This window comes from Chryseobacterium sp. FR048 (genome assembly GCF_056844665.1).
The window spans coordinates 199,258-224,829 of sequence record NZ_JBXDSE010000009.1 but is presented as its reverse complement, the minus strand read 5'-3'; the positions used below and the strand labels follow the sequence as shown (position 1 = coordinate 224,829).

18 protein-coding genes are annotated in these 25,572 nt (G+C 31.7%); 8 read left to right on the top strand and 10 right to left on the bottom strand.

The features are described 5' to 3' along the window. Window positions 1-139 precede the first annotated feature (139 nt). On the bottom strand, window positions 140-583 hold the full coding sequence (locus tag AC106K_RS23230; protein WP_482447880.1) for a JAB domain-containing protein: 444 nt from the start codon (window positions 581-583) through the stop codon (window positions 140-142). A 426-nt stretch (window positions 584-1,009) separates the two neighbouring features. On the opposite strand from AC106K_RS23230, the gene AC106K_RS23225 reads away from it, so the two are divergent. From AC106K_RS23225 to AC106K_RS23215, 3 genes are all read left to right on the top strand, one after another. Then, window positions 1,010-1,684 (top strand): DNA-processing protein DprA, encoded by a 675-nt coding sequence (locus tag AC106K_RS23225; RefSeq protein ID WP_482447879.1) that lies wholly within the window; start codon window positions 1,010-1,012, stop codon window positions 1,682-1,684. Then, window positions 1,674-2,282 carry a phosphoribosyltransferase gene (locus AC106K_RS23220; protein ID WP_482403461.1) on the top strand — a complete coding sequence of 203 codons (609 nt, stop codon included), beginning with the start codon at window positions 1,674-1,676 and terminating at the stop codon, window positions 2,280-2,282. The genes AC106K_RS23225 and AC106K_RS23220 overlap by 11 nt, the downstream gene beginning before the upstream one ends. A 73-nt stretch (window positions 2,283-2,355) precedes the next feature. Next, on the top strand, window positions 2,356-6,342 hold the full coding sequence (locus AC106K_RS23215; protein WP_482447877.1) for an NACHT domain-containing protein: 3,987 nt from the start codon (window positions 2,356-2,358) through the stop codon (window positions 6,340-6,342). Between the two features lie 56 nt (window positions 6,343-6,398). On the opposite strand, the gene AC106K_RS23210 is transcribed toward AC106K_RS23215, so the two are convergent. From AC106K_RS23210 to AC106K_RS23170, 9 genes are all read right to left on the bottom strand, one after another. Then, window positions 6,399-7,706, bottom strand: a complete 1,308-nt coding sequence (locus tag AC106K_RS23210) for a hypothetical protein (protein WP_482447876.1) — start codon at window positions 7,704-7,706, stop codon at window positions 6,399-6,401. 31 nt (window positions 7,707-7,737) lie between these two features. After that, complete coding sequence (locus AC106K_RS23205) at window positions 7,738-8,370, bottom strand: hypothetical protein (protein WP_482447875.1); 633 nt, start codon at window positions 8,368-8,370, stop codon at window positions 7,738-7,740. Window positions 8,371-8,395: 25 nt separating this feature from the next. Next, the gene (locus tag AC106K_RS23200; protein ID WP_482447874.1) at window positions 8,396-10,417 is read right to left on the bottom strand and encodes an ATP-binding protein; all 2,022 of its coding nucleotides are present in this window, start codon (window positions 10,415-10,417) and stop codon (window positions 8,396-8,398) included. A 75-nt stretch (window positions 10,418-10,492) separates the two neighbouring features. Next, entirely contained in the window at window positions 10,493-11,767 is a 1,275-nt protein-coding gene (locus tag AC106K_RS23195; protein ID WP_482447872.1) for a phospholipase D family protein, read from the bottom strand. A gap of 936 nt (window positions 11,768-12,703) precedes the next feature. Next, window positions 12,704-13,045: a DUF4377 domain-containing protein gene (locus AC106K_RS23190; RefSeq protein WP_482447870.1), complete on the bottom strand. Its 342-nt coding sequence runs from the start codon at window positions 13,043-13,045 to the stop codon at window positions 12,704-12,706. 64 nt (window positions 13,046-13,109) lie between these two features. Then, complete coding sequence (locus AC106K_RS23185; protein ID WP_482447869.1) at window positions 13,110-13,655, bottom strand: hypothetical protein; 546 nt, start codon at window positions 13,653-13,655, stop codon at window positions 13,110-13,112. 18 nt (window positions 13,656-13,673) lie between these two features. Next, complete coding sequence (locus tag AC106K_RS23180) at window positions 13,674-15,248, bottom strand: hypothetical protein (protein WP_482447868.1); 1,575 nt, start codon at window positions 15,246-15,248, stop codon at window positions 13,674-13,676. A gap of 55 nt (window positions 15,249-15,303) precedes the next feature. Further along, a complete protein-coding gene (locus AC106K_RS23175) occupies window positions 15,304-17,193 on the bottom strand; it encodes a beta strand repeat-containing protein (protein ID WP_482447867.1) in 1,890 nt (629 codons plus the stop codon). Window positions 17,194-18,265: 1,072 nt separating this feature from the next. Beyond that, the gene (locus AC106K_RS23170) at window positions 18,266-19,960 is read right to left on the bottom strand and encodes a tetratricopeptide repeat protein (RefSeq protein ID WP_482447865.1); all 1,695 of its coding nucleotides are present in this window, start codon (window positions 19,958-19,960) and stop codon (window positions 18,266-18,268) included. Window positions 19,961-20,493: 533 nt separating this feature from the next. On the opposite strand from AC106K_RS23170, the gene AC106K_RS23165 reads away from it, so the two are divergent. The 5 genes from AC106K_RS23165 to AC106K_RS23145 all read left to right on the top strand — a co-directional run bounded on the left by AC106K_RS23165 (window position 20,494) and on the right by AC106K_RS23145 (window position 25,571). Then, the gene (locus AC106K_RS23165; RefSeq protein ID WP_482447863.1) at window positions 20,494-20,928 is read left to right on the top strand and encodes a transposase; all 435 of its coding nucleotides are present in this window, start codon (window positions 20,494-20,496) and stop codon (window positions 20,926-20,928) included. Then, a complete protein-coding gene (locus AC106K_RS23160; protein ID WP_482447862.1) occupies window positions 20,898-21,134 on the top strand; it encodes a hypothetical protein in 237 nt (78 codons plus the stop codon). The genes AC106K_RS23165 and AC106K_RS23160 overlap by 31 nt, the downstream gene beginning before the upstream one ends. Before the next feature lie 491 nt (window positions 21,135-21,625). Continuing rightward, the gene (locus AC106K_RS23155) at window positions 21,626-22,456 is read left to right on the top strand and encodes a PAS domain-containing protein (RefSeq protein WP_482447861.1); all 831 of its coding nucleotides are present in this window, start codon (window positions 21,626-21,628) and stop codon (window positions 22,454-22,456) included. A 305-nt stretch (window positions 22,457-22,761) separates the two neighbouring features. After that, window positions 22,762-23,865, top strand: coding sequence for a PAS domain-containing sensor histidine kinase (locus tag AC106K_RS23150; RefSeq protein ID WP_482447886.1), 1,104 nt, complete (start codon window positions 22,762-22,764; stop codon window positions 23,863-23,865). Between the two features lie 866 nt (window positions 23,866-24,731). Continuing rightward, window positions 24,732-25,571, top strand: a complete 840-nt coding sequence (locus AC106K_RS23145; RefSeq protein ID WP_482447860.1) for a hypothetical protein — start codon at window positions 24,732-24,734, stop codon at window positions 25,569-25,571. Window position 25,572 lies beyond the last annotated feature (1 nt).

Genomic DNA, 25,572 nt, shown 5'->3' with positions numbered 1-25,572 from the left:
CCTTTGCTTTATTCTACCATAAAAACTCAAAAATATGACCCCCGAAAAATAAATTCATTGAAAAATATGAGTTACAAAAAAATACGCCCATAAAAAAGGCTGTCCTTTTGAGACAACCTCTTTTTCAACGAGAATAGAGTTATAACTTTCCTTCATCAGCAAACGATAAATAGCCTTCTGATGTTAAAATACAGTGATCCAGCAATTGAATATTTAAAAAAATTGAAGCATTTTTTATATTCTGGGTTATTTTAAGATCTTCATTTGATGGGTTTAAATTTCCTGAAGGATGATTGTGGGCTAAGATTATAGCGGACGCATTGCATAGTAAGGCTGCTTGCATAATAATTCTAACATCAACAATTGTTGAAGAAATACCTGATTCTGATATTTTCTTTATCCCTAAAACCTTGTTGGCCTGATTTAAATACAATGCATAAAATGATTCTCTGTAATCTATTTCATCAAGGTCAAAGTATTGGCGAAATACATCCACGGCATCACGTGAACAGCTGATTAATTTTTCAGAGTTACCTTTTCGTGAATAGCTTAATTTTATTTCATTAACAATATTAAAATCCATTTGATTGCTCTTGTACGGCAGAGACTTAAATTTCCCGTACTTACTCTATTTTTGATTTGTTTTCAATCTCTTCTCCGCCCATTCTTACAAAGCCTTGCCAGGCTTCGCTGGATATTTTTCAAAAGAAAAACCGGAAAAAAGAAAGCAGATATGAAGTGTTGACAATGAAAAAAAGCCAAAAGGAAACGGAATAATTGGAGGGTACCTTTAGGGAGGAAACCGTTTATGCCGTAGTCTTTTGGAGGGATAGGCTGATGGCTGGCAACAATACCTTAGCTGCCTTTTTACCGGTTGATTATGGAAAATTTTTATGGATCGTTTATCTTGATTTTTACATTTTTAAATTGCTTATTTGATGTGCGATCATTTGTATATACATTGTAAATACACTATATTTACAATGTTCATTTAAAATCTCATTCTCATATGAAGACTGATTCTTTCAACGATTACTACAACAAGCTTACAAGCATAGAGAAAAAAAATAGTCCTAAAGAACTATTCTATAAGGGGGATTTTTCTTTACTGGAAAATGGAAGGAGAGTAGCAGTAGTGGGATCTAGAAAAGTTTCAGATCTGGGAGTTCGAAGAGCAAGAAAAATCACCAAACTTTTGGTGAAAAATGATATCACAGTCGTGAGTGGTTTAGCTGAAGGGGTAGATACAATAGCCCATAAAACGGCTATAGACTTCCATGGAAAAACTGTGGGGGTAATTGGTACACCGCTAGACAAATATTTTCCAGCAGAAAATAAAGTATTACAGGATTTTATTGCAGATAATCATTTACTTGTTTCACAATTTCCTGAAGGCTATCTTGTGACCTCTAAAAGTTTTCCTATCAGAAATAGAACCATGGCATTGATTAGTGACGCCACTATAATCATCGAAGCGAGTGAAAAAAGTGGGACAAAGCATCAAGGTTGGGAGGCATTGCGATTAGGAAGGCAATTGTTTATTATGGAGAATGTTATCAATGAAAAAATTACATGGGCAGAAGAAATGCTGAGCTATGGTGCTCAAATTCTGACGAATGATAATTTTGAATTTTTAATTGAAAGTATTCCTTACCTAACAACAAAAAAAGAATATGCCTTTTGAGTTCCTTACTTTTTTGGCTTATTCTCCAAGAGGAAGTTCTGAAATAGAGATAGATTCTCGTACGGTAGCCGGTTCATGTAAGAATGGTGATATTGGATTTAGTACGCGATTAAGTCAAAGACTGGTTGAATCTGATTTATCTGAATATTTTACGAATGCGGCTCTAGTTCCAGTTCCCAGGAGTACACCTTTAGTCGAAGGAGCTGTTTTCCCTGCAAAAATTATTTGCGAAACCCTTGTGAAAAATGGGTTAGGAGAAAGTGTTGCTGATTGTTTATATCGCTCTTATGCGATACCAAAATCCAGTGGTCAATTTCACGCGGAAACAAGAAATACAGTCCAGACTCATCAAGATAGTTTAGGCATTCGTCCTCAATTAATTACTGAACCTACCATTATTGTTGTAGATGATATTTTAACATTGGGGCGAACCTCTATGGCATCTGTGTTACAGCTAAAAGAAGCATACCCTGATAAAGAAATTAAAGTTTTTTGTGCGATTCGAACAAGAGGATGGAAGAATCTTGAAAAAATCATTGATATCAGTCACGGACATATGCAGATGGCTGCTAATGGAGGAGTTCAATTACCTGATTAGCATTTCTTTTGATAGCATATTCATATTTTTAGCAGTTTGCTTTAAAATCACAATTTTAAATCTAATTTCCTGAATGTATAAAATTGATTGGAATATTTTCAAATTTAAAAATGAGAACTATACAAAATCATTTGAAGATTTATGTTATCATTTATTTTGTAGGACCCACAAATTCCCCTCGGGAATAAAGGCCGATTTTAATCATGCCGGACTGGAGACTTATCCAAAGCTGTCAACAATAACTGGTAAAAGAGTAGGGTTTCAATCCAAATTTTTTGAACATTCTAATGATTATGGACAAATTCTTAATTCTATAGAAAAGGCAATCGAAAAGCATGGGAAAGATCTTGATGAGATTACTATTTTTCTCAATACAGATGCCAAAACTTCTTCTAAGTCACCAAAAAATATAGAAAAAATTGCTGCCGATAATGATATTAAAATTGTTTGGTTTACAAAAGATAGGTTTAAAGTTGCTCTAAACGAGGCTAATAATTTAGATTTAGCCCAGCTTTATTTTGGCTTGGGTGATGAATATGGCTTTATTAGAGATAATATTACGGTTAATGATTCAACTTTTCTTCAATCTGATCATTTATTAACTTTGCCTATTATTAATCTGAAAAAGGGAGGAGAAGAAGAAATCGAAATAAATGATAAAATTGTTTTATTAACAGGAAATCCCGGTTCAGGAAAAAGTATTTTAGTAAAAAAGATTTTTTTTAAACACTCTAGGCTCGGTGAATCCAAAGAGGACTTTAGTCACAAAAGTTTTTTACCGATGTTAATACAATTAAAAGACTGTTATGCCGACAGTCTGGAAAATATTATTAGAAATAGACAGAATGATTATAAGGTAAGAAATCAGAGTTTGAGTTTCTGCTATATATTTGATGGATTAGATGAGTTAAGTGAAAATCAATCAGATAATATATTGCAATATATCAAGCAGTTGTCATGGCAAACGAATACGCAGCACATCATTATTTCTTGTAGAAAGGGAAGCCTTAACAAATTAAAAGTGGCTGAGTATTTCAAAGATCATAAAAAATATGAAATAGCCAATCTTCAACTTAAACATATTGAAACCTACTTTGAGAAAAAAGGAGATGTAGCAAAGAATAAAAGATTAAAAAGTATAAAGAATAAAAACCAGAAACTCTTAAAAGAAATCACGGATATTTTTCTAATTAAATTACTCTGGGATATCATTGAGGATGTGAATGAAAACTCAACTATCATTGATATTTTAGAATTCAAAATTTTTTCTCTTTTGAAAAATACAGATCATAAAAATAATCTTGATGATCTTAACCTGTTAAATCCAAAAGAACATTATATACTTGAACTTAACGAATACCTATCATATCAGTTTTCAAAGAAGTATCAGTATAGGTTTTCACAAATATCGTTATCAAAATTATTAGAAACTAAATTTGAAAAGATTGATTACAAAAGTATCAATCAGATTTTGAATTATAATGCTAATGCATTTTTTGATACTCATAACGATAAAATTAATTCTACGGAAGTTAGTTATATTTATCAGCATAGAAGATATCAGGAATATTTTTTTGCAAGAGCTCTTAAAAAGAAATTTGAAAAAAATTTGAAAATCATACGTAATAACGGAGTTATTATAAATTCAGATTTTTTTGATGAAGTTTTTTTAAAGTATCTTGAAAGAGAGTACAAAAAATCTAATGATATTGCTGGTTTGGTTCTGTTAAAAAGTATTTCAGTATACCAGCAGAATGGTGATAAGTGGTATATTTCGGAATCAGAACATTTTGTGAATAATCTTGCTTATCAACAGAAAAAAAACCTTGAAATTTTGTTTAATGGAGATGTAATAGATGTGGAGAAATTTATCCCACGTAATTATAATAATGCCTTAAAATTCTTTGAAAATGATTTAGCGGACGAAGGTCAGAATTTGGTCGATCAAATTAAAAAGGAGAATGTTGATCTCAAAGAGCGGGAAGCGTATATTTTTTATAAATTATGTATTAAGAAAGAACAATCCTATCAAGAATATTTTTGCTCGCAATACCGACAATTCTACCAGGGGTTGAGTCTTGTTCATATTATGGTTGAACAAATTAGTCCAAGGGACTATGCTGTTAAAAGCATTTTTAAAATAGGACTGAAGTATTTTCCTATTGATTTGGTGAATTTGATAAAAGATTTTACAAAATATGAAGTAATCTGTCTGGTCGATCTTTTGTCAGATATTGAATTTCTACCATTTTTTTTCCAAAATGCTGAACTGAGAAAGGAGATTAGAGAAAAGATAAAATTATTTCGTGACCAACCCCATTTGGATAATTTATCGGTTTATTATTTTAAAAATCTTTTAGGTTTTAAAATATCTGAAAAACAGAACGTCCAGATACAAGAGGTTCTTGCCAAATTTGCATCGAACATGTCTTCTTATTCTTTGGTAAGAAATATAAAGCCACTGTCACTGATATATCATTTGATCGGCAAGGATAATTTTAGAAATACAAGAGAATTAAAGAATTTAGATTTACGGTGCATCGATAAATATAGCTTCTTACAACTTTTGTATGTTAACGCTTTAAAAGAGGAGAGGTGTTTTTCTAAGCATTTGGCAGAATACCATAGTAAATTCGGAAATTATTATCCTTCGGAAGAAAGGTTTGTTCATAATTTTTCAATTTTATGGTCTTATATATTCTTTTATTCTAAAGGGAACTCAAAAGATTATAATCTTATTGTGAACTTACTAAATAATGATTTTGACACGTTTGTTTTTCTTGAATATTTAAATAAACAGGATAGGAAATATTTTTCGGAGGTTATCTCAGAAGCTGATTTGAATGTTTTTGAAATGGAATTAAAAAGTTGGAAGACTGATTTTCCAAAATTTATTGATCGCTGTTTTATTCTTAGTGGAATGCTGTCGAGGATTTCTCCGGATAAATCTGTATTATACATAACAAAAGGGTTTGCAAATAATTATCTGAGACATGGATGGAGAAAAGATGTGATTGTCTCACATTTTCTTAATGATGCATTTGGAAAGATTTTAGAAAAAAAATGGTTTTCAAGTGAAGAGCTTTTGAGTTTTAGTGAGAAACTTTATCAACTTAATTTAAGATTATATCAGATTACAGATAAAGATCATACTCGTTATGGAGTCTCAGAGCTTATTGATGTATTATCAAAACATGATCCTAGGTTAGCTAATAAATATTTCAAAAAGTTTAGAAAATTAGATGAGGATTGGTATATTGAAAATATCGCTTTAACAAGTATATTAATTAACTCAATACAATTGAACCGTATTGATTATAAAACGATACAAGAAAGGTTGGAAGAGTATACTGTCAGATATGATTATAGAGATAGTCTCGACAAGCAATATGCTGAAAAAATCTTCCGTGTTCATATGGAAATCTTGAAAAGTAGCTTTTATAGTGATGAAAATACCAAATCTGCATTTGATAAAGCAGTCGATATTGTAGGGAAGGTTGACGGAAAATTTAGCTATCAAAAAGGAATAATTGATGACTATTATGCACAGTATGACCTTTTTTGCAAGAAGTATGATCAACCTAATTTAATTCAGTTAGAGGATAGTTCTTACAATTATGAAGAGATTTCAGAAGGTGAATTTTCACAAATGATTGATGAAGTATCTACTTCGGCGGAACTCAAAGCATTGTACAAGTTGTACCAAGACTGGAATAATAAAGTGGAAATAAAGGATAAGAATATTTGGAAAAAACTTATTGATAAAACCATTCAATTAGAAGGAAATATTAAACTATTCTGTACTACAGTTAAAAAGCTAGGTTATTTATTAACTGGTTTCGGCGATACCCATAATGCAGAATATTTGCATATTGGTATTGCTCAATGTTTAGAACATATGGATGTTCGAAGTGAGATGGAAGCATTTTTGACAGAAAATGCTGGATACGGAGGGTTTTATAAAATGATATATATCTATTCAGAACTTAATGATAAGAAAAATACCAAAAAACTCTTCAGTACTTTTTATAATTTCTGTAATTTTTTAGTAAGTCAATAATGGCTGGTTACGGGCAATTAATTCACATAGTAAATACATATATTTGATATAGCTGTTTAATAATTGACTATTCTTGAATATTTATAGGTTTTAAAATCAATATCTTCAATTTCTTTACATTCGTAGTCATTTAATACCAAAAACTCCTTTGTTTTATGTTCAAATTTTGGTTCTATATCAATATATAATTCCCCCTTATCATTATAATCTCGACTAATAAATTCCCATTTAATTTTGATTTCTGTTTTTAGTGCCAATGTTGGTGTTATAATTATTTGTTCTGAAATAAAATAATCTTTCTGAACCAAGAAATTATTATTGGGCTGGATTAGGCAAGATTTTGAATTAATAAAAACGTTATGATTAACAGTTTTCGACAGAACTTCAGAAATGGATGGCATTTTGGTGTCTAATTTGTCAAATTCTCCTTCAAATGTAAGCCTCAACTTATAATCCTCCAAAACTGATTCACCGGTATTTTCTATAATTATATAGAAATGTAAAGGGCATGTGTCTTTTGCGATAGGATTCATAAAAAAATTTATATCTGAATGATCAGTTATCTCTTTGGGATACAAACTTTTTTGATATTCTTCAGATCGAATATCTACGCCATTGATAATAATTTGTTTTGAAGAAAAAATTCTATCACTTATTTTCCTTTTTAAAATCCAATTTAAAAATCTCTGGAAATTGGTAGATTTATTTTCATAAAAATAATTTTCTACTTTTTTTATTGCCTCATCGTTTAAACGTTTTTCATTTTCAATATCCTTTTCTGTTTGTAATCTGTATTTTTTTTTAATTTTGAGATAAACAGGTTGGTGTTTAATTCTAAAAGGATTACTATCATTATTGAATAAAATTGATACTTTTTTATGGCTCGATAAATTTTGATTTTGGCAGTACCAATTATAGATTTTTTGATGGTCATACAGCATTTGTGTGATATATTCCCAAAAACATATCTGTACAGTAAATTGATTATTTTCTAATCTATCTTGATTAATTTTTCTAACATATTCTTCTATACTTTTGTCTTTCTCTAAAGATGTGGCAATAATAAAGTGCTTCAAAGGCGGGGTAAAACTTTCTGCATTTTTAATTTCCGTATCAATAATTGTTTTGGTAATCTTGTTTTTTGCTCCAGATTTTTTCTCTTCTTTAAAATTTTTGCACTGAATGCCATAGTGAAGCTTTTCACCTTTAGGTATACCGTAAATATCAACACCGTTTTGTCCTTGAGAATTAGTGGAGTTAAAGTCAATTTCGTTTGGAATCTGCCATATTTGTCCCCATAATTTTAGACACAGTTCTTCAAAATCAATCCAGTTTAGGGGAGGGTAGATACGATGTTTAATCATTTGTATAATTTTTTACAGATACTTTTAGTGTTTAATATACAGTATAGTTTCTCGCTTCAATTTCTAGCATACTAAAAAAATCAGTTACTAAATCAGTGGTTATAATTTTATCTTTCATTTCACACAACAATACTTCGATTTCTTCCTCATCAAGATTTATATGAGTGCTTCCCTGATGAATATCTAGAAAATACTCAAGATATTGTTCGGTTCTAAAAAATGTAGAATGCTTATATAAAAGGTTAGTGTAATTTATTCGAATCCGTGATATGTCTTCATCATTTATTTTAAAAATAGAATACTGTCTAAAATAGAATAAATTATCACTGTCTTTTTTTCCTGAACAATCGTACTTACTACAGAAGTATTGTTCAAAGTTTTTTTGTTCATATTCACTTTCGAATATACATCCGGATATTTGCAAAATTATCCAACATATAGATCTTGCAATATTTTGTGAGTTTTCAGTTATATGTTTTGTATTTCCTATCAGTGGCTTATAATAATAAAGATTGTGTTTTGGACTGACAAAGTTTTTGTAACCAAGCGAGATCTTCTCAATGATACCTAGATTTGTTGTATGACTTTCATAAGATAGTAAGTAGACGAGCGCATGTCCAAACTCATGATAGATGGTTTCTCTTATTTGATTTATGTTAGGCATATGATACTTTAAAGTTCTTTTAATATTATACAACTCTTTTTAGTAAGGCATTTGGATCATCTTTGATGTGTTCAGTTTCTTCATAGAAATTGTCAGAATAACCAATTTTATCCAAAAGAAATTGATGTCTATGATCAAATGTTTTTACAATATCATCCCATGTATAAGCATAAATTTCATAGTTTTTAACTGCTTGTATTAGGAAACGCTTCCCTTTATTTTTATGCGATTCATATTGATCCTTAATATATTCGTCTACTTCCTTGCCAATAAGAATTAGTTTCCATTTTCTCATTTCACTATTAAACTTCGGTTCTTTGATGATAAAGCGTATATAATTTTCTATCTGATCATATTGAGCCTTTGATATAACGACGCTTGGCCTTTTCAATTCAACAATAATATTTTCTTCATTATCAAGATATTCAGGGGATGTATTTTTTCGGCAGATAAAAATATCAGGACGTTTTAGTTTATCTTTTGAATCTATAATTTGTTTTTTTCTTTCATCCTTACTTTTTTGAAGAGATTCTGTCGTTTTAGCTTTTATGTGTTCTTCCTCTTCTAAAAAATACATATAATTGGTCAGCGTTTTTTCAAAATTATCATCTGCAGACACAAGATGGTATTGTTCACCAAAAAGCCAATAATTATTTTCGACAAGTAATTGTATATGATCCCTTTCTGTTGTAAATTTTTCTAGGTCAAAAACAAGTCGCTGAATAGTATTTATAGTGTTTTTTCTTGATTCTAGTAGCTTTACAAGTGCTGTAATATTGTTAATTTTTGTTTTTGATAAAACTTTGGATAGCTCAGTTCTTTCTTCGTCAGTTAATTCGATTATGCTATCTAATATGGATAGGATATTCTCTCGCTGTTCAGAGTCGAGTAGAAGATTTAGGAAACCTACAAGTGTTTTACTTTGAGGAATTTTAAGATTCTGAAATATTTTAGGATTGACACAGTATAGTTCTTTAACTACTATTTCCAGGTCTTTTTCTCGAATGCGATCGTATTGGTTATTTTTAAAATGGGGAAATATCTTTTTCTTTTTATAATCATCAATAAGCTTTTCTGCTTTTTTGTTTCTAATGAAGTTTTTTTCCTCATCAGAAACCATTTTTTTTAAAAGCTGCATTAATCGTTTATATATTGGATCAGCTTGATTTTTTTCAAATCCTAATGATATACCTTCATTTTCTGTTTTGCTGAATTTCTCAAAGTATTTCGACACTACATATACCGAATGGCAAAAATCTTCAGTCTTGTTATTAAATTTTGTATGCTCTCTTCCTTTTTCGTACAAGCTTCTATCTAGAAAGTAGTAATAGTATTTTTCGTTAATCTTATTATTCCATAAAATAAAAGAAACATCAAAAACTTCTTCATCAATAATGATTTGATCTTCAATGTTTTTTTCAATAATATTGTTATAATCGATTATTTGATCATTAACAGTTATTTGATAATTTTTGGTTTTATTTAAGAACAAAAACCAGCCAAATTCTACTTCTAAAAATTTGATGAAATCATCAGATTCCAATAAATCTCCTGTAAGAGTTGTGAAAGAGTCAAATCTTACGACTGTACCAGAATTTATAGCTGCAGATATTTTTTGGTCTGAAGTTTTATAATCGTCTAAGTTAGAACTAATAATTTCGATTGCATAATCTAAAAACTTTTCCGATACAGAATCATAGAAGGTTGTTTCCCACTGAGCTTTTGCACAAAATTGCTGAAATGAAAATCTGCCTTTTCCCTTTTTTCCTTTTACAAATCTATTATGATCATAGGATTTGGCTTTATTTGAATCAAGAAAATATCCAAAAGTTTCACCTAACGTATTGAAAGATATTCCTTGTCCATTATCAGTTATGGAAAAGTCGTACATCGTACCAATTTCATTACAGCTAAATTTAATATCTATTTCTGTAGCTGCGGCATCAAAACCGTTCCAAATATATTCTGAAATGGATTTTTTGAAGTCACTAGGTAAGCCACTTTGGATAATACTTTTTGATGTTATTTGAGTTTTATTTTTTTTCATGTAAAATGGTGCTAAAAGTTTTTTAAATTAATTAGTGATTTTTTAGAAAAATACTAATGAAAATCAAATTCTTAACTAAAATAGTAATTCGTGTTTAATCAATTGATAAGTAGGAAGCAATAATTCAAAATTTTCTGTTATTGTTGATAGAATTTTGTCTTCAGATAATCGGGGGTCATCAGGTGAAAGATCCACGCCAATTGTAAAATAATATTTATAATCATCTTGTAAAAGAAAATCTATCAACTGTTCTTGATTATATATTTCTGAGATGTACTTGGTATCGTCATTGAGAGAAATATAATATTCATCAGGCAAATTCATAAATGCCTCATATATCTTATTTCTGTATGCTTCATCTGTGGTAAGTTTTTCTTTAAGATTCTGTCTGTCGATCTTGCTGCCATTACTTTTTCCTATTCTGTTCCAAATACCTAAGCTATCTTTGTGTATAATAACCTGCATTCGCATGTAATCTAAGGGTGTTTGATTTTCTCCATAGTTTTTAATTTCTTTTTTATCACGACCATAATGAAGCCAGATTGCTCTTAACTCTGGAGCCGTTCTTGGACCATGAACTGCACTTGAAACAATATCGTCAAAATGATAATGAGGACTTAGATCCCAGTTTTTATTTTTTAAGATTGGTGCTAACTTATCGTTGAGTTTAAACATTAAACTTCTGACCTTTTCTCTCTCTGTATTTATATGATCTGAAGTATTCCAAGGTTTTGTACCTTCAAATGCTTTATAATGTTCCTTCTTGAAAAAATGTCTTGTAAAATCCATCTGATCGAGGGTAGAACCATTTTCATAATCAGAAAATAAAACCTGTAGTTCTTGAGCTTCTTCTTTCATTCTAGCACTACGGTTTTTAAAAATTAGTCTATAACTGTCTAAAAAATCTTCAGTTATTTCTTTTGATAGTTTAAATGATGTAGTAAACCATTTAATCAGATTTTCACAAACTTCTTTATCATCTGTTTTAATACTAACTTCAACATTTTTATCAAATCCTCCAATAGTACAATTACCAGATCCTACATATGCGGTAATTTTTTCACCATTTTTAAACAAATACACCTTGGGATGAAATAGGCGATCGCTTTTATGATAGATTCTACTTGAGAATGATTCATACTCTTCCCAATTTTTTAATTTTTCCAGTACATCAGGAGAGGTTGGTAGACCAATACCAACCAAAAAGTTTTGTTTTGCTGATTTATTGATATGTTTTTGGATGTAGTCAAAGCCACTATCTGATATCATTGCGGCAGCAATCCAAACTTCTTCACAGTCTTTTAATATGTTTTCGAAATCAGATGAAAGTTTTAATTTATGTTTAATCATTTTGTTTTCTCTTGCAGAATTATTAAATCAGTTTTAGTTTATATGTGACTTTATGAGATCGATTTACTTTTTAAACTCAATAGGGACTATAATTGTAAAATTATTAAATATTCCATAAAAATCATTACGGAAAACCGTAGATCATTAAAGATTTAGCTTATTATATTTGACTATGGAACAAAAAACAATAACACTAACCTACAAGGATTTTTCCGATATTTTACAAGGTCTTATTATTGCTATGAAAGAACTCGATAAATACGAAAATGGTCTCGATCGAATCTTTGCCGATAGGCTTGAAATTATTTGTCAAAAAATTGAGATACAAATGCAATGAAAATATCTATATTTGCAGCAAATAAGCCAGAGTTTACTTTGGTCTATGTTGTTAAGATTTTGTAAGAAATAATAATATTTCTGAGTTTGTGGCACATACGTGGCGCCTATTAAAAACAAATTTGTAAATGATATATTTTCAGTTTGTTATGGTTCTAGGTTCGAATCCCTCACTCTCCGCAAGTATTTAATAAGAAACCTACTGAAATACAGTAGGTTTTTTTGTTTTAAGGTTTTTTTCAACTTTTAAACTGATCCTAAAAGGACCAGTTTAAAGAGTTGGAGAATAAGTCAAAAGCTGGGGTAATCTGAATAGAAAGCGCTCTGCCTTTTAGAGATTAGCATCAACAGAATTGCTGGCTATATGGTATATCGCCATTTCATCAGAATCAATTTTCAATTGATTCGCCTCCTAACTTACTTAAAATAAAACGTCACTAAAAAGAAAAACCATTACGTATATATAATTTAGAATAGCCAGTTTCTATTCAATTTGTTTTTCCCAACTTTTGATACTTATCCTACTTATGTTAAAAATTACGAGCTTCTTACATCATTATTTCCAGAATTTTAGCTAGAATATGGTAATACAAAAACGAATTAAAGCTTCTTTTTCGAAACCTCTTCCAGCAATATATACTTTAATGAAGATGCGTCAGCAGGGGGATTTTCAACTTTTTGAACCCGAATTTTTAATTCATATTCGTATCCCGGTTGATAAGTAAAACCACTGATTGGGTTATAAAAATATTCCCATTCACCCGTCTTTTTTTCTTTTACAAGCATGCATTTCATTTTTCTTACTCCTGCGGAACAATCCTTTTGTTCTGCACTCACATACAGTGTTTTCACATTTTCCTGTTCTGATTTAGCAACGGAACATTGTACCATCGTAATACCCAGGATACTGATAGACAAAATTTTCGCAAAATTTCTCATCATTTTTTATTTTATAAATTCATTTATATTTTTCTTTTTAATCCTGCTGCTGAAATAAAGGATTTGATCATCTTTGATACGTCCAAAATGTCCATTGTTGTCCGTTGAAGGTACAAAACATCTTATTGGTAGGGTCATACACAATCATCCCAGCCGAAGGGTTGGTAATATTCGTCTGTGGTGCGGTAACCTGGGGCAAGATCATCACTTTAGTAATAGATTCTAAAACAAGCGCACCAGCCGCCGCAGTTGTTTTAGCACCTATAATTGTTTTTTTTGTTGCATCGTTAGCTGAAGTAGGAATAGGAACTTTTGCTGGAGCTGGCTTTGTTGCTGATTTGGTTAAATCTATATAAGTTGATCCATTATAATACTTCATCATATAATTGGAACTTGCATCAAAATAGAGTGTGCCCGCAACTGGTGTTGTTAAACTCGCTGCAGCTATCCATGGCACGATTAATCCTTTGTTTTGATTTGAAAATTCTAATAATACATTTGGATTGTTTTGGGTAGGGCTTGTCTTTATTCCCACCATGGTATGATCTTGTGCCTGGAGATTTATTCTCATCCCCAAACTAAGTAAAATGAATAGTATAATCTGTTTTTTCATTGTATTTATTATTTGGGGTTATTGACAGGATTGTACATCAAAGGCTTTCCAGCCTGTATTTGCGCCATCTACTACATAGATGTTTATTTTGTTGGTCGTAATATTGTAAACAGTCATTCCTTCAACCAAATTAGCCGCAGGAATTGCAGTAATCTGTACTTGTGTTAACCTATTCAGTACAAAACCACCCGCCTTAGATTCTACCACCATATCTGCCCCTTTGTAACTATTTTGCCAGTTTGCCGTTGCATTACGATTGAGGATAGTAGATACCGCAGCTATAGGATTTAGCCCACCGGTCGTTGTCGTTGGATTTTTGTAGCAGGGCACACAGGTAGTAGACACCGTAAAGGTACCTACCGGGGAAGAACACAGATTATCATTGTCATAATAATAATATTTGTATGTTCCTACGGGTAAGTTATAGGTTTGTGTAGCATCAGGCGTTATTACATTTCCGCTATTATCTGTAATATATACAACGACATTGGGTGAAAGTACAGCAGTATGCTTTACGGCAACGGTAGCACCGGGGGCAGACCCACATGCTAAATTTATAACGCCCGTTGTGCCATCGCCCAAATTGGGGGAGAAGTTATTGCCAGGAGGTGTAGTATCCCCTGCGCCACATAAAAATGAAATATAACTTGCGGACTGGTAATTCCCTGCCACTGCCGGAAACTGCACGGAAATCCCAATAGCATTATCGGTATTTGCGTTAGCATCAACGGTGTTATCATACATCATAAATTTATTTGTCTTAATTAATGCCGAAGCTCCCACTGCTGAATAATAAGCTGAATAATAACCCGACCATTTTTGTCCTGACTCATAGATAAAGGCTTCAAAAGCACCATTTTTCTGTACCATAATTGCATCTTTAGTTCCATTGGTCTTGTAGAAGCCCGGTCCATAATCCCCTCCGGAAAGGTACGTATCCCAGCCTTGAGCAATAGATATGGGCAAAATTGTACCATTCGGAGCTGCTACATTTGTTACATTATAGGTTACCTTTACTCTTGTTTCCGGGTAGGTATATTCATACGTTAAGCTATACGGAATATTTACCTGTGCAGTACCGGTTCCAAAAGATAAAGAAAAACTCATGGTAACTCTTTGTACGTTTCCACTGGAATAAGGGATAATTGACGGGGTAGGGAAAACAATACCGTAATTACCACTATTATCAGTATCCATTACTCGTCCGCCATAATAGAGATTTTGCATTTTAGCAGCACTTGTAGTACCCGTTGATACCCCACGGTATACCGCTACTCCGTTATAGGAAGTATTACTTCCCGAAGTCTGACTAGGAGTATTTGTCGGGCTGGTGGGGATAAACTCATTCCCATTACCACTCTGAGTACCGCTGTACATCTGATAGACCCCTTTGTAACGTACCATGATATTGCCGTAGGTTGTAAAGGTGATCTCCATACCATCGGAACCATTAGACAGTGCTCCTTTTCCCTTGTTCATGGTATAGCCTATCACATCTCCGTTATTTATAGGAGTAAGCGGTCCTATCTGTCCAAACGCTATTGTGCATGCAAATAAAAAGAATGCCAGGTTCAGTATTTTTTTATTGATCATATGAAGTAGTTTTAAAAGTTAAATGTTTTAAAAAATCATCATTATAACAGTCAGGTTATTTTGATAATTTTTCTAATTTCTCTTCTAAAGCTTTAATGCGATTGTTTTGTGCGTCTATTTCTTTCTGAAGTTGTTCTGTTTTTTGGTTTTGTAGAGTTATAATTTCATGTTGTTCAATAACGTGTAAATACAGTTCCTCCAGTTTTTCTAGTTGCTGTATAGAAAGCTGGGTAAGATCTACCTTGTATCCATTTTCAGTTTTAGCTACTTCATCAATAGGAGTAACGCCAGGTAAATGATGGTTTTTTGCAACAAAATCTTTTACTTCACTTAGTGGTATAAACTTGTATTTTGCATTGATGGTAGAATTTCCGGTAAAATACTTTTCAAAAACATAATCTGCATAATTGGAAGATGAGGTAATTATATTCCCGGTGGTTTCAATATTTCCTTTTACAAATAATTTAGACGTAGATGCTGCATCTGTACTTGCTGTTCCAATAGCAATATTGCCGGTGTGGTACACATTGTCTACAAGGGTAGTGGCAGAATTTGTTGTAGCCTGTATACTCCAGATTGAAGATGCACCGCTAATGCTGCTTTTTAATGCTGTTTTTAAAACTCCGTCAGCGCCAACTACCACTACATTAGCCGCGGTTGCATCAGCTTGTAACCCTTCAAATTTTACTGGGTTTGCAGCTGCAGTTACATGCAATGGATTGGAAGGAGTAATGGTTCCGATTCCAACGTTATCCACAGCAACATTAGCACTCACTCTCCCCAAAATAATAGAGTTGCTTGCGCCTACAATAGAACCTGCACCAATGGCTGTTGCATATTCTATAGTTCCCGAAGTAATTGCATCACTTATTTTAGTAGAACTTCCAATAAAGGTATTGTCTCTAGCGATTACATTGGTATTATTTGATGCGCTAGTTCCGGAATAATATCCAATAGATACAGTACGTGTATTGCCATAGTAGGCATTTAGTGCCTGGTTTCCAATTACGGTATTAAAATTACCGGAAGGTAATCGTTCAGCGGCTTGTCTTCCTATAATGGTATTATTATTTGACTGTGCTGAAGTGATATAACGTAAAGCATCAGAGCCGATGACCGTATTATCTGTCCCTTGAGTGGTCTGAAGAAATGCCCTTGTCCCTATTAAAATATTTTGGGTACCACTAGCTAAACTCATTCCTGCAGCTGGACCAATGGCTATATTTCCGCCAAAACCTGTACCAACAAAATTTTTGAATGTATCACTTCCAATGGCAAGATTATTATTTGAAGTCTGTGATTGGGATAACGCATAAGAACCAATTGCTGTATTTTGCTCTCCTGTGGTATTGGCCCCTAATGCCATTGTACCTACGGCTGTATTATACAGACCAACGGTATTTGAAGCAAGTGCATTATCACCTATTGCGACCAATTGACTGGCCGTTGAAATATTGCTTAATGAGCTGGCTCCTATACCTATATTTGAACTTCCAGTAGTAATTGATTTTAAAGCATCACTACCTATGGCAACATTATTACTCCCTGTACCTGAAGAAGTACCATTAGATCCTACACCGGCATCTTGTGTAACGTGATTGTTTGATCCCACCATACGTAAATCTACGGTAGGGGTAAATCTTTCCCATTTTGTTCCGTTGAAATAATAGTAACCTACTGTTGTAATATCTGCTGTTGCGGTATTGGTTGTACCAGAAGTGTCGCTTACATATACTATAGCGCCTGCTTGGTTTGTACTATAAGAAGTTTTGGCAATTAACTGTGCTCTTGTGAGACGTGGGGCAATAAAACCATCTGGTACTGCTGCATCAGTAGGTCTACCAACAACATCAAGGCTTGCAGCCGGTTTATCTGTATTTATGCCCACCTGAGCATAGGCATTTAATGTTATTCCAAAAAGAATACATGATAGTGACTTTTTCATAGTTGTTTTTATGTTTTTAAATAGTTGTTTTGTTGAGTTAGGAACTTGTTTTAGCGTTTAATTTTGTTTTTTTTATTCAGTGAAAATCTGAACTCTTTTTACTGTAAGATGTCTGGCAGTACAGCAAAATTTTAATAATTAATATCTGTTCTTTGAAACAACCTTGACCTGAAATAATTTTTAAATAAAATTTTTATACTCACTGCTCAGGGAACTTTCAAAATGTTTGAGCAGTTAATCTTCATCAATGCATTGTCTGTAATTGTGCTGGTATTGTAAAGGGTTAAATAATAGCTTGGTTAAAGTTTTTTGCGGAATAGGGAAGAATATAGTATTAACATAATAGTTTTCATCATTTGTATTTTGAGAGCAAATGTTCAGTATTCCGAAACAATGCACAAATTTTATGTGTTACAATTTATGTACAGCATTTTTTTCACCATTCTAATTTATGTACATTATAATGTAATTGTCACATTAATAATGTTTTACGTTTTTTTTTGTTTTTGTCTCACCTCGGGTTACGGAATTTAAGAGTAAAAAGCAAGGGTTGGATAGAAGAGGCCTGGAACTACTTTATAACTATACTTACTGAGGTTAAGTTATAATTAAATTACCTTAAAAAGATAAATACCAAACCAGTAATATGATGAATGATTTTCTACCCATTTAAAACTGTCCTAATCAAAAATTCTTATCCCGGACTGACTTTTTTTGATGAAAGAAAAATTGAGCAGAGTAGGAGAAGCCTCTGCCTATTGAGAAATGGAACGAAACTGAAAAGCATTGGTAGAAATCCACTATAAAGTAAAGCTGAGGGTTAAGGCAAAAGCTTTCTGGGGTAGTCTTTGAAATAAAGGTCGTGATCTACAGGGTAAAGTAGGATCTGGTAGAGATTCTTGAGTAGAGCAATACCAGATCCGTTGTGATTGTCAGCTATATTTGATGTGGTTTAATTGATAAAGAGATAATTATAAACGAAGTACTAGGTTCGGTTAGCATACTTCATACTGTATTGAACTTAAAGGGAAGCTTTAAGAAAAAAAGTAATTTAATTTTTTATAGGAAATTATCATAACTCTATATTTTGAATGAATCTATGTATGTCATCCTCTTTTTTTAACCCAAATTTCTGTTTTAACCGGTATTTTGTGACTCTTACCGTATTGGGGTCTATCTTTAGAATATTCCCGATTTGCTGGTTGTCCATATTCAGGTAAATATAGGCAGCATACTTCATATCAAGATTTGTAAGCTTTATTTTGGCTATATCCTGCAGTCGCTTAAAGAAGTTGGGATGAATATTTTGGATGATCTTTTGGATTCCGCTGAAATCATTATCGGCTAATTGCTCCTCTCTCAGAATTTTTTCAAAGCTCGGATCGTTATTTTCTTTTATTTTGCTCTTTAGCTCGTTAATAAAATTGTTTTTGGATTCCAGCTGAAGAGATGTTGCTATTGCCTGTTTTTGTAATTGCTGCTGTTGTAAGGCAAGATATTTTTGTTCGCTTTCTAAAAGGGCTGTTCTTTGCTTATTCAGTTTTTGTTTATTGGAAAAAATATAAATCATAAGCAAAATGCCCAAAACCACAAGAACAATGATGACAATATAAAGCTGTTGCCGCTTTCTGAGATCTTTTATCTGTTGGTTTTTTTGCTCTGTCTGGTAAAAAATTTCCAAAGACTTTGTATTGTTTAGGAATTGTTTTTCACTGTTTTTCTGTATAAGTTCCTTAGCTTCTCTTTCAAAACTTAATGCTTTTTCCAAGTGGTGTGAATTTTCATATACTCTTGAAAGGTTATTGAAAATGATTAGTTTATTACCTATAAAAACCTCATCGTCATCTTTTGATAAATGATAAGCCTTTAAATAATAGACTTTTGCCGAGTCCATATTATTTATATTTTCATATACAGATCCGATATTATTGTAGGTAGAAGATGTAATTTCATTGAATTTATTGTTGTTTTTACTGATCGACAATATTTTATTGAATTGTTTTAATAATGTATCGTAGCTGTTAGGATTTAATATGCTCATTATCCCTCCATAGTTAAGATAATATACAACGAGAGACCTTTTTCTTGCTTCATTATCCTTTATCAAATCTATATATTTATAAGAATTTTGATAGCTAATCATAGCAGAGTCAAGATATTTTTTATCGTCTATGTCATAATATTTTTTTTTATAAAAGTATCCCAGATTATTATAGGTAAAGTTTATTAAAATATTATTTTTGGATTTCAATGCATAATAATTGGCTTTAAGGCAATCTGATCTGGTATCTTTTTCAAGAGGGTTTTCGGCTTTGTATTTAAATCTCAAAGTATAGAGCTGAGTGAGAATAAAATTCTCATTAGGATATTTTTCAAAAGTTTCAATACTTTTATTAATAGATTTTATAAACAAGTCGTTCTTGCCTAATTTTTTATAATACCGGGCGTATCCCATATGAACATATGCCATATCCACATCATTGGATGTTGCAAGAGCCAATTTTTTTGCTTTTTCCAATGCCTCTACTTTTTCTTTCTCTTTGTCATCAAAAAAAGAATAATAATCAGACAGATAAACATATCCGATTATTTTTTTTGAAGTACTGGTTGATCTTAAAAATTTTGAATCAATAAAGGGTTGAACTTTTGTTAAATCTTTTTTGTATATTAATGTAGAAACTTTTTGTTGGTCTATGTCCTGATCACTTTGTGCGAATGAGGACATAGAAATTAATAATAAAATGAGCAAGAGGATTTTTTTTCCCATAGTTAAGTTTTATTTGAAGAAAATATGATTAATAGTTTGTAGGAATACGTGTACAAATATATATTTTTCTATAGTCAATAATAAGTGAAACGTATATAAATCTCATCCCGTTAATTTCTTTTAAATGGCTATAATTCAGTGTTTTATAAAGAGTGTACATGAATTGTACATACGTGAAATCAAAAAAGTACATGAATTATAATTTGTAATATTCGCTTTTATCTAAAAAATATTTGAGTTTTGTATTAGTAATGAGCACCCAAATAAAACATCACGCAACATATTTTATGGAAAAAATTTTTATTAGTAATGATCCCTTTTTTACTATAGGTCATTAATGAACTCTTTTTTTTACTTCAAAACTGTTGAAGTTATAAAAAAAATAATCAAAGGTTATGTTAGTGTTAAAATTGTTCTCATTGATTCAATCGCTAATATTCCTCTTCAAACACAAATGATGATTTCTCTTTTAGTTCAAAAAAAATAATCTCTTTATTCTATTCTAAAACATTATTCAAATAGTTAAAAAACTTATGATGGATTTAAAAAATATTCATATAGGGCAAATTATAAAACAAAGAATTGCCGAAAACGATATTGATATATCTCGCATTTGTAACTTTATGAAATGCTCTGAAGTAGAGATTAATAAAATGTATGAAGAGAAAAGTCTTGATGCTGAAATACTATTAAAGTGGAGCAAGTTATCTGAATATGATTTTTTTAGAATCTATTCACAACATCTGATATTGTACTCACCCATTACTATAGGATTCCAGGAGAATAAACAAAATAAAAGATACTCTGTCCCGCAATTTAGAAAGAACATTTATACCAGGCAGCTTATAGATTTTATTTTACAAAGAATAAGATTAGGCGAAATGACAAAGAGTGAAGTTATAAATGTATATAGGATTCCTAAAACGACTTTATACAAATGGATAAGCAAATACGAAGAAAAAAGATAAACATAGAAAAGATAAGCCTTATTGGAATGAGTTGGGAAGAAATCTCAAGGATTTGTGGAGCTAATGCTTTTCTATCAGACTCACAAGTAAGTGCGGTGATTCATCTAAAAAGACATTGGCTGAGCAGGAAAAAAGTATTATACATAGAATTCGATGAAAATGGCAAAGCAGATACCGTAATTTTACAAAACAGCAATGAAATATAAAACACCTGACTACAAAAGAATTTATATTGATATTTTGAATATAGAATATCCACACAAGCAAGAAGAATGTAAGAATATTTTAAAAAAAAGAGTACTTACAACAATTGATATCATTGAATTGAATCAAAAAATATTTGGTGTAAATGAAGAAACTGAAATATCAAACCAGAAACACCGTTCCTACCAAAAATCTGACATTTTTTATATCTTAAAATACCAGAGAGATAATAATTTGAATAACAGTCAGTTGTCGGAATGTTTCAGGCTGAGTAGAAATACGATTTCGAAATGGAAAAAATTATTCATCTGATGATCTCAACGTAAAAAATAATGACAGTTTATCATTATGTATTTATGAAGTAAAATCTATATTATTAGCTTGTTTCTTCAGCTTGATAAAGATTATTCTTGCCAATATGCCTTATATATTATGATTATTTCTGAATTAGGATTTAGAATGTTGATGTAAATTTTAACCCCCTTTTTATTTTATGGATACTCATTTTAATAAAATTGATATTTGTCAAGAGTCCTTATTTACTTTATTTTCCCAGGCTTCTGTGGCATTGGCTCTTTTGAAAGGAGAGGATATGCTTATCGAATTAGTAAATCCTCAAATGCTGGAAATATTGGGTAAAGATGAAGCTATAATAGGTAAAAAACTGAAAGAGGTTATTCCGGAATTACAAACCCAGGGTTTTTATGAAATCCTGCAATCTGTTTTTGAGACTGGGAAACCATACAAAAGCATAAAGCAAATTGTTGCTTTTGAGAAAAAAGGCAAATTTAATGAAGGGTTTTATGATATTCTTTTTACACCGGTAATTTCTGAATCTATCCATGAAATCTCAGGGATAAGTATCGTAATGATAGAAGTTTCCCGGCAAGTATATAATGAACGGAAATTGCTTGATGCTGAGAAAAAAATTCAGCATTTAGTTTCTAATAATCTGTACATGACCTCTATTTTTTCTGGAGAAGAAATGGTGATTGAGATGGCCAATGAAGGGGTAATAAATGTCATTAATAAAGGAAGAAATATTATAGGAAGAAAACTGAAATATTTGTTACCCGAAATTATTGATCAGCCTTTTTATAAACACTATCTTATGACACTTAAAGAAGGCAAACCAATTGATGTAATGGGATTAAAAGTTGAAAGAATAGTTAACAGAAAAAAACGAACATCTTATTATAACACTTCTTTCCGGCTCGTTCCTAATTTTGAAACCGGGGTCTTAGATTCTGTCTTGATTACCTGTATAAATGTTACAGATCTTTTTCTAGCCCAAAAAAAGCATATGAGAATGAGATTTTACTAAAGAACTTTATTGAAAATGTACCTGTTGCCATCAATGTATGTGAAGGTGAAAATTTTGAATATAAAATTTCTAACCAGATTTCAGAAAAAGTCTGGGGTTACAAACCTATCATAGGTAGCTTCGTTAAAGATACTGTACCGGGAATAGAAGAGCGACCTATCTATAAAGATTTATTAAAAGCCTTTCATGAAGGTATTCAGATTTCCAAAAAAGAACATGAGTTTAAAGATCAGTATAATAAAAAACAACATATTAATTATATTTTTCAGCCTATCCGGGATGATGATGGAGTGGTAAAATATGTGATGACACTTGGGTATGATGTTTCTGAAGAACTGGAAATAAAAAAACGTCTTCGGGAAAACGAGAAAAAGTTCAAAACTCTTGCCGAATTTATGCCTCAGATTGTCTGGACTGCCGATAAATATGGTAATGCAACCTATTTCAATCAAAACTGGTATTTATACACACAATTTCCTAAAGACTCCGACCCAAATGAAAACTTAAAAAATATTTTAAATCCTAAGATGGTGGATGATGTATTGAAAACGTGGGAAGATTGTTTGAAAAACGAAAAACCGTATGAGATTGAATACCAGTTCAAAGATCCCCGCAATCCAGGCTCGTATCGTTGGTTCTTAGCCAGGGCAATTCCTGTATACAACGAAAATATGGAGCTGGAAATGTGGATAGGTACTTGTACAGATATAAATGAGTTCAAAGAATTACAAAACCAAAAAGATATTTTTTTAGGTATTGTAAGCCATGAACTGAAAACACCTTTAACCAGTTTAAAGTTATATGCACAATATCTTGCTAATAATCTAAAAAAAATAGGAGATCAAAAAAATGAAGCGATTGCTAAGAAAATAGATGAGCAGGTAAATAGATTAAATGCTTTAGTAGGAGAACTTCTGGATGTTACAAAAATTCAGAAAGATAAAATGAGCTTTAATATAACAGAATTTAATTTTGATGAGCTTGTTATTGATATTATTGAAGAGCAGAAAATGGCAAGTAATCATAAAATAATATTTAATGGTGAGAAAGTTGGAAGTGTACAAGCTGATAGAAATAGGATCTCTCAGGTAATGAGTAACTTAATTAACAATGCAATAAAATACTCTCCTGATGCACAGGAAGTTATTGTATCCACTATTACTAAGAAAAATACAGTCAAATTTAGTGTTCAGGATTTTGGAATAGGAATTCCTAAAGAGAATTTAAAGTATGTTTTTGACCAGTTTTATAGAGTAAGTGGTGACAAAGAACATACAATATCTGGTTTAGGCTTGGGACTGTACATCTCTTCAGAAATTATTAAAAGAAGTAATGGTAAAATATTTGTTTCTTCTGAAAGGGAGAAGGGATCGGTATTTTGGTTTGAACTTCCTATAGTTAATTCTTAAATATAAAAGGAATCTACAATATTTACAATTTAATTTGATTATAGCTTCCAGATTAAGTAATGACTAATTTATTTTATATTAAGAGTCCATTTTTTATTCCATTTAATTAAAAATGATAAAAAGGGAATTAGAAGTTAAGTTTAAGTTTTTTACTCTTCATAAAAAGGTACAGATCACTTGATTTGTACCTTTTTTATTTGAATGAGTTCTTCGGAGATAGAAGCTGATTGATTTTTGAAAGCATTTCTTTTGCGTTATCCTATCCTAAACCTAACAGGTTTCAAAAACCTGTTAGGTTTTATTTGACATGCTTTACTAAGCTGCGTCACTCTTATAATTTCCTTTTTCTGTCTCTTGTCTTCAAATCTATCCAAACCAGAAATTCTTATCCCGAATTCAGAATATTTCTACTTTTCGAAGCACGGCAGATCTACTGCAACTACAGAACCGAGGGGGCTAAAAACTTTCACAGGAATTTAAAAAAAGAGAATTTTGAACCTTGAAATTATAAAGCAATATCATCCGGTTTCAGCAAAGTAAAAGGTTATTGCAACTACAGAATAGGGAGGCCAAAAAACTTTTATAAAAGCTAAAGAAAGATGAAATTTGAGCTCTGAAGAATGTGAATAATAAAGGGTGGGGTGATGTTGTTGATAGGAAAAAAATTACAAAATATTTACAAAATACATGGTTTTCCCGGGGGATGACCATCTAAATAATTCACTAACTGATAGGATGATAAAAGAGGGATGTCATCAGAAATCGCTCAAAAAAAACACAGAATTCCATCTAAGGCTGTCCGCTTATACCTAAGATAAGCCTTTCCCCAATTATCAATTTTATCAAAATAAATTTTCAATAATCAAATGAGTACACCATTAAATACAATTTTCAGTTGGTTTGAAACTGGAGATTTTCCAACAGAAGCGCAGTTTAAAGAAACATTTTCCTCTTTTTATCACAAGGATTACTTAATTCCTTTGGAAGGTATCGAGGGATTGGGAGAAGTCTCTCAATTATTTGTCAGTGCAGAAGCATTTAAAAAACATTTAACAGACCCAAAGGCTCATTCTGAGTATTTGGCTTTACTGAATGCCGGCAATCTGACCCCAGCTCATGTTGATAGTTGGAAAAGTAAACTGGGACTCAGCAATGTGGCTACGGTCGACAGCTCTGGTCAACCGGGTAATGTGTACACTAAAATACAGGTAGATGGCTTTGTCGATAAGCTGAAAGATGCAGATAAAGACCTGGCATTGGAGATCGGAAAGATTAAAAAGCTACTCCTGTCCAATGACCTGTCTCTGGATGAACTTCAGGAAATAGTCGATTTTATTAAGAAAAGCCGTGAGGATATTGAAGCTTTAAAAGCGACTTCAGGAGAATCAAGAGAAGATAAAGTAAAGCTATTGCTGGACTACAATGGACTAGGCAGTCCGAAAAATCAACAGGAATTTAATAAGCAGATCTATGATAAAGTTCAGCTGCTCACAAAGACGCCTACAAGCGCAGTGGTACAGATCACAGGAAGTGCAAAATTCCCCAATACCCTTGAAACGGAAAATGTGATCATCCAGGCCCGGGATAGTGTTACCGGCAAAAAAATAAATGTAGATGACTATGCAACCAACCAAATCATAGAGATTAAGATGTTTGGCGAAATTGTTAATCCTATTAATATTCTCATTTTAAAAGTTAAACCATAAA

Bases quoted from the DNA above. Each gene is read 5' to 3' on its own strand.
- AC106K_RS23200 (WP_482447874.1), bottom strand. From the start codon at position 10,417: ATGAAAAAAAATAAAACTCAAATAACATCAAAAAGTATTATCCAAAGT.
- AC106K_RS23210 (WP_482447876.1), bottom strand. From the start codon at position 7,706: ATGATTAAACATCGTATCTACCCTCCCCTAAACTGGATTGATTTTGAA.
- AC106K_RS23225 (WP_482447879.1), top strand. From the start codon at position 1,010: ATGAAGACTGATTCTTTCAACGATTACTACAACAAGCTTACAAGCATA.
- AC106K_RS23170 (WP_482447865.1), bottom strand. From the start codon at position 19,960: ATGGGAAAAAAAATCCTCTTGCTCATTTTATTATTAATTTCTATGTCC.
- AC106K_RS23150 (WP_482447886.1), top strand. From the start codon at position 22,762: ATGACACTTGGGTATGATGTTTCTGAAGAACTGGAAATAAAAAAACGT.
- AC106K_RS23185 (WP_482447869.1), bottom strand. From the start codon at position 13,655: ATGAAAAAACAGATTATACTATTCATTTTACTTAGTTTGGGGATGAGA.
- AC106K_RS23205 (WP_482447875.1), bottom strand. From the start codon at position 8,370: ATGCCTAACATAAATCAAATAAGAGAAACCATCTATCATGAGTTTGGA.
- AC106K_RS23145 (WP_482447860.1), top strand. From the start codon at position 24,732: ATGAGTACACCATTAAATACAATTTTCAGTTGGTTTGAAACTGGAGAT.
- AC106K_RS23190 (WP_482447870.1), bottom strand. From the start codon at position 13,045: ATGATGAGAAATTTTGCGAAAATTTTGTCTATCAGTATCCTGGGTATT.
- AC106K_RS23165 (WP_482447863.1), top strand. From the start codon at position 20,494: ATGATGGATTTAAAAAATATTCATATAGGGCAAATTATAAAACAAAGA.
- AC106K_RS23195 (WP_482447872.1), bottom strand. From the start codon at position 11,767: ATGATTAAACATAAATTAAAACTTTCATCTGATTTCGAAAACATATTA.
- AC106K_RS23180 (WP_482447868.1), bottom strand. From the start codon at position 15,248: ATGATCAATAAAAAAATACTGAACCTGGCATTCTTTTTATTTGCATGC.
- AC106K_RS23220 (WP_482403461.1), top strand. From the start codon at position 1,674: ATGCCTTTTGAGTTCCTTACTTTTTTGGCTTATTCTCCAAGAGGAAGT.
- AC106K_RS23230 (WP_482447880.1), bottom strand. From the start codon at position 583: ATGGATTTTAATATTGTTAATGAAATAAAATTAAGCTATTCACGAAAA.
- AC106K_RS23155 (WP_482447861.1), top strand. From the start codon at position 21,626: ATGGATACTCATTTTAATAAAATTGATATTTGTCAAGAGTCCTTATTT.
- AC106K_RS23160 (WP_482447862.1), top strand. From the start codon at position 20,898: ATGGATAAGCAAATACGAAGAAAAAAGATAAACATAGAAAAGATAAGC.
- AC106K_RS23175 (WP_482447867.1), bottom strand. From the start codon at position 17,193: ATGAAAAAGTCACTATCATGTATTCTTTTTGGAATAACATTAAATGCC.
- AC106K_RS23215 (WP_482447877.1), top strand. From the start codon at position 2,356: ATGTATAAAATTGATTGGAATATTTTCAAATTTAAAAATGAGAACTAT.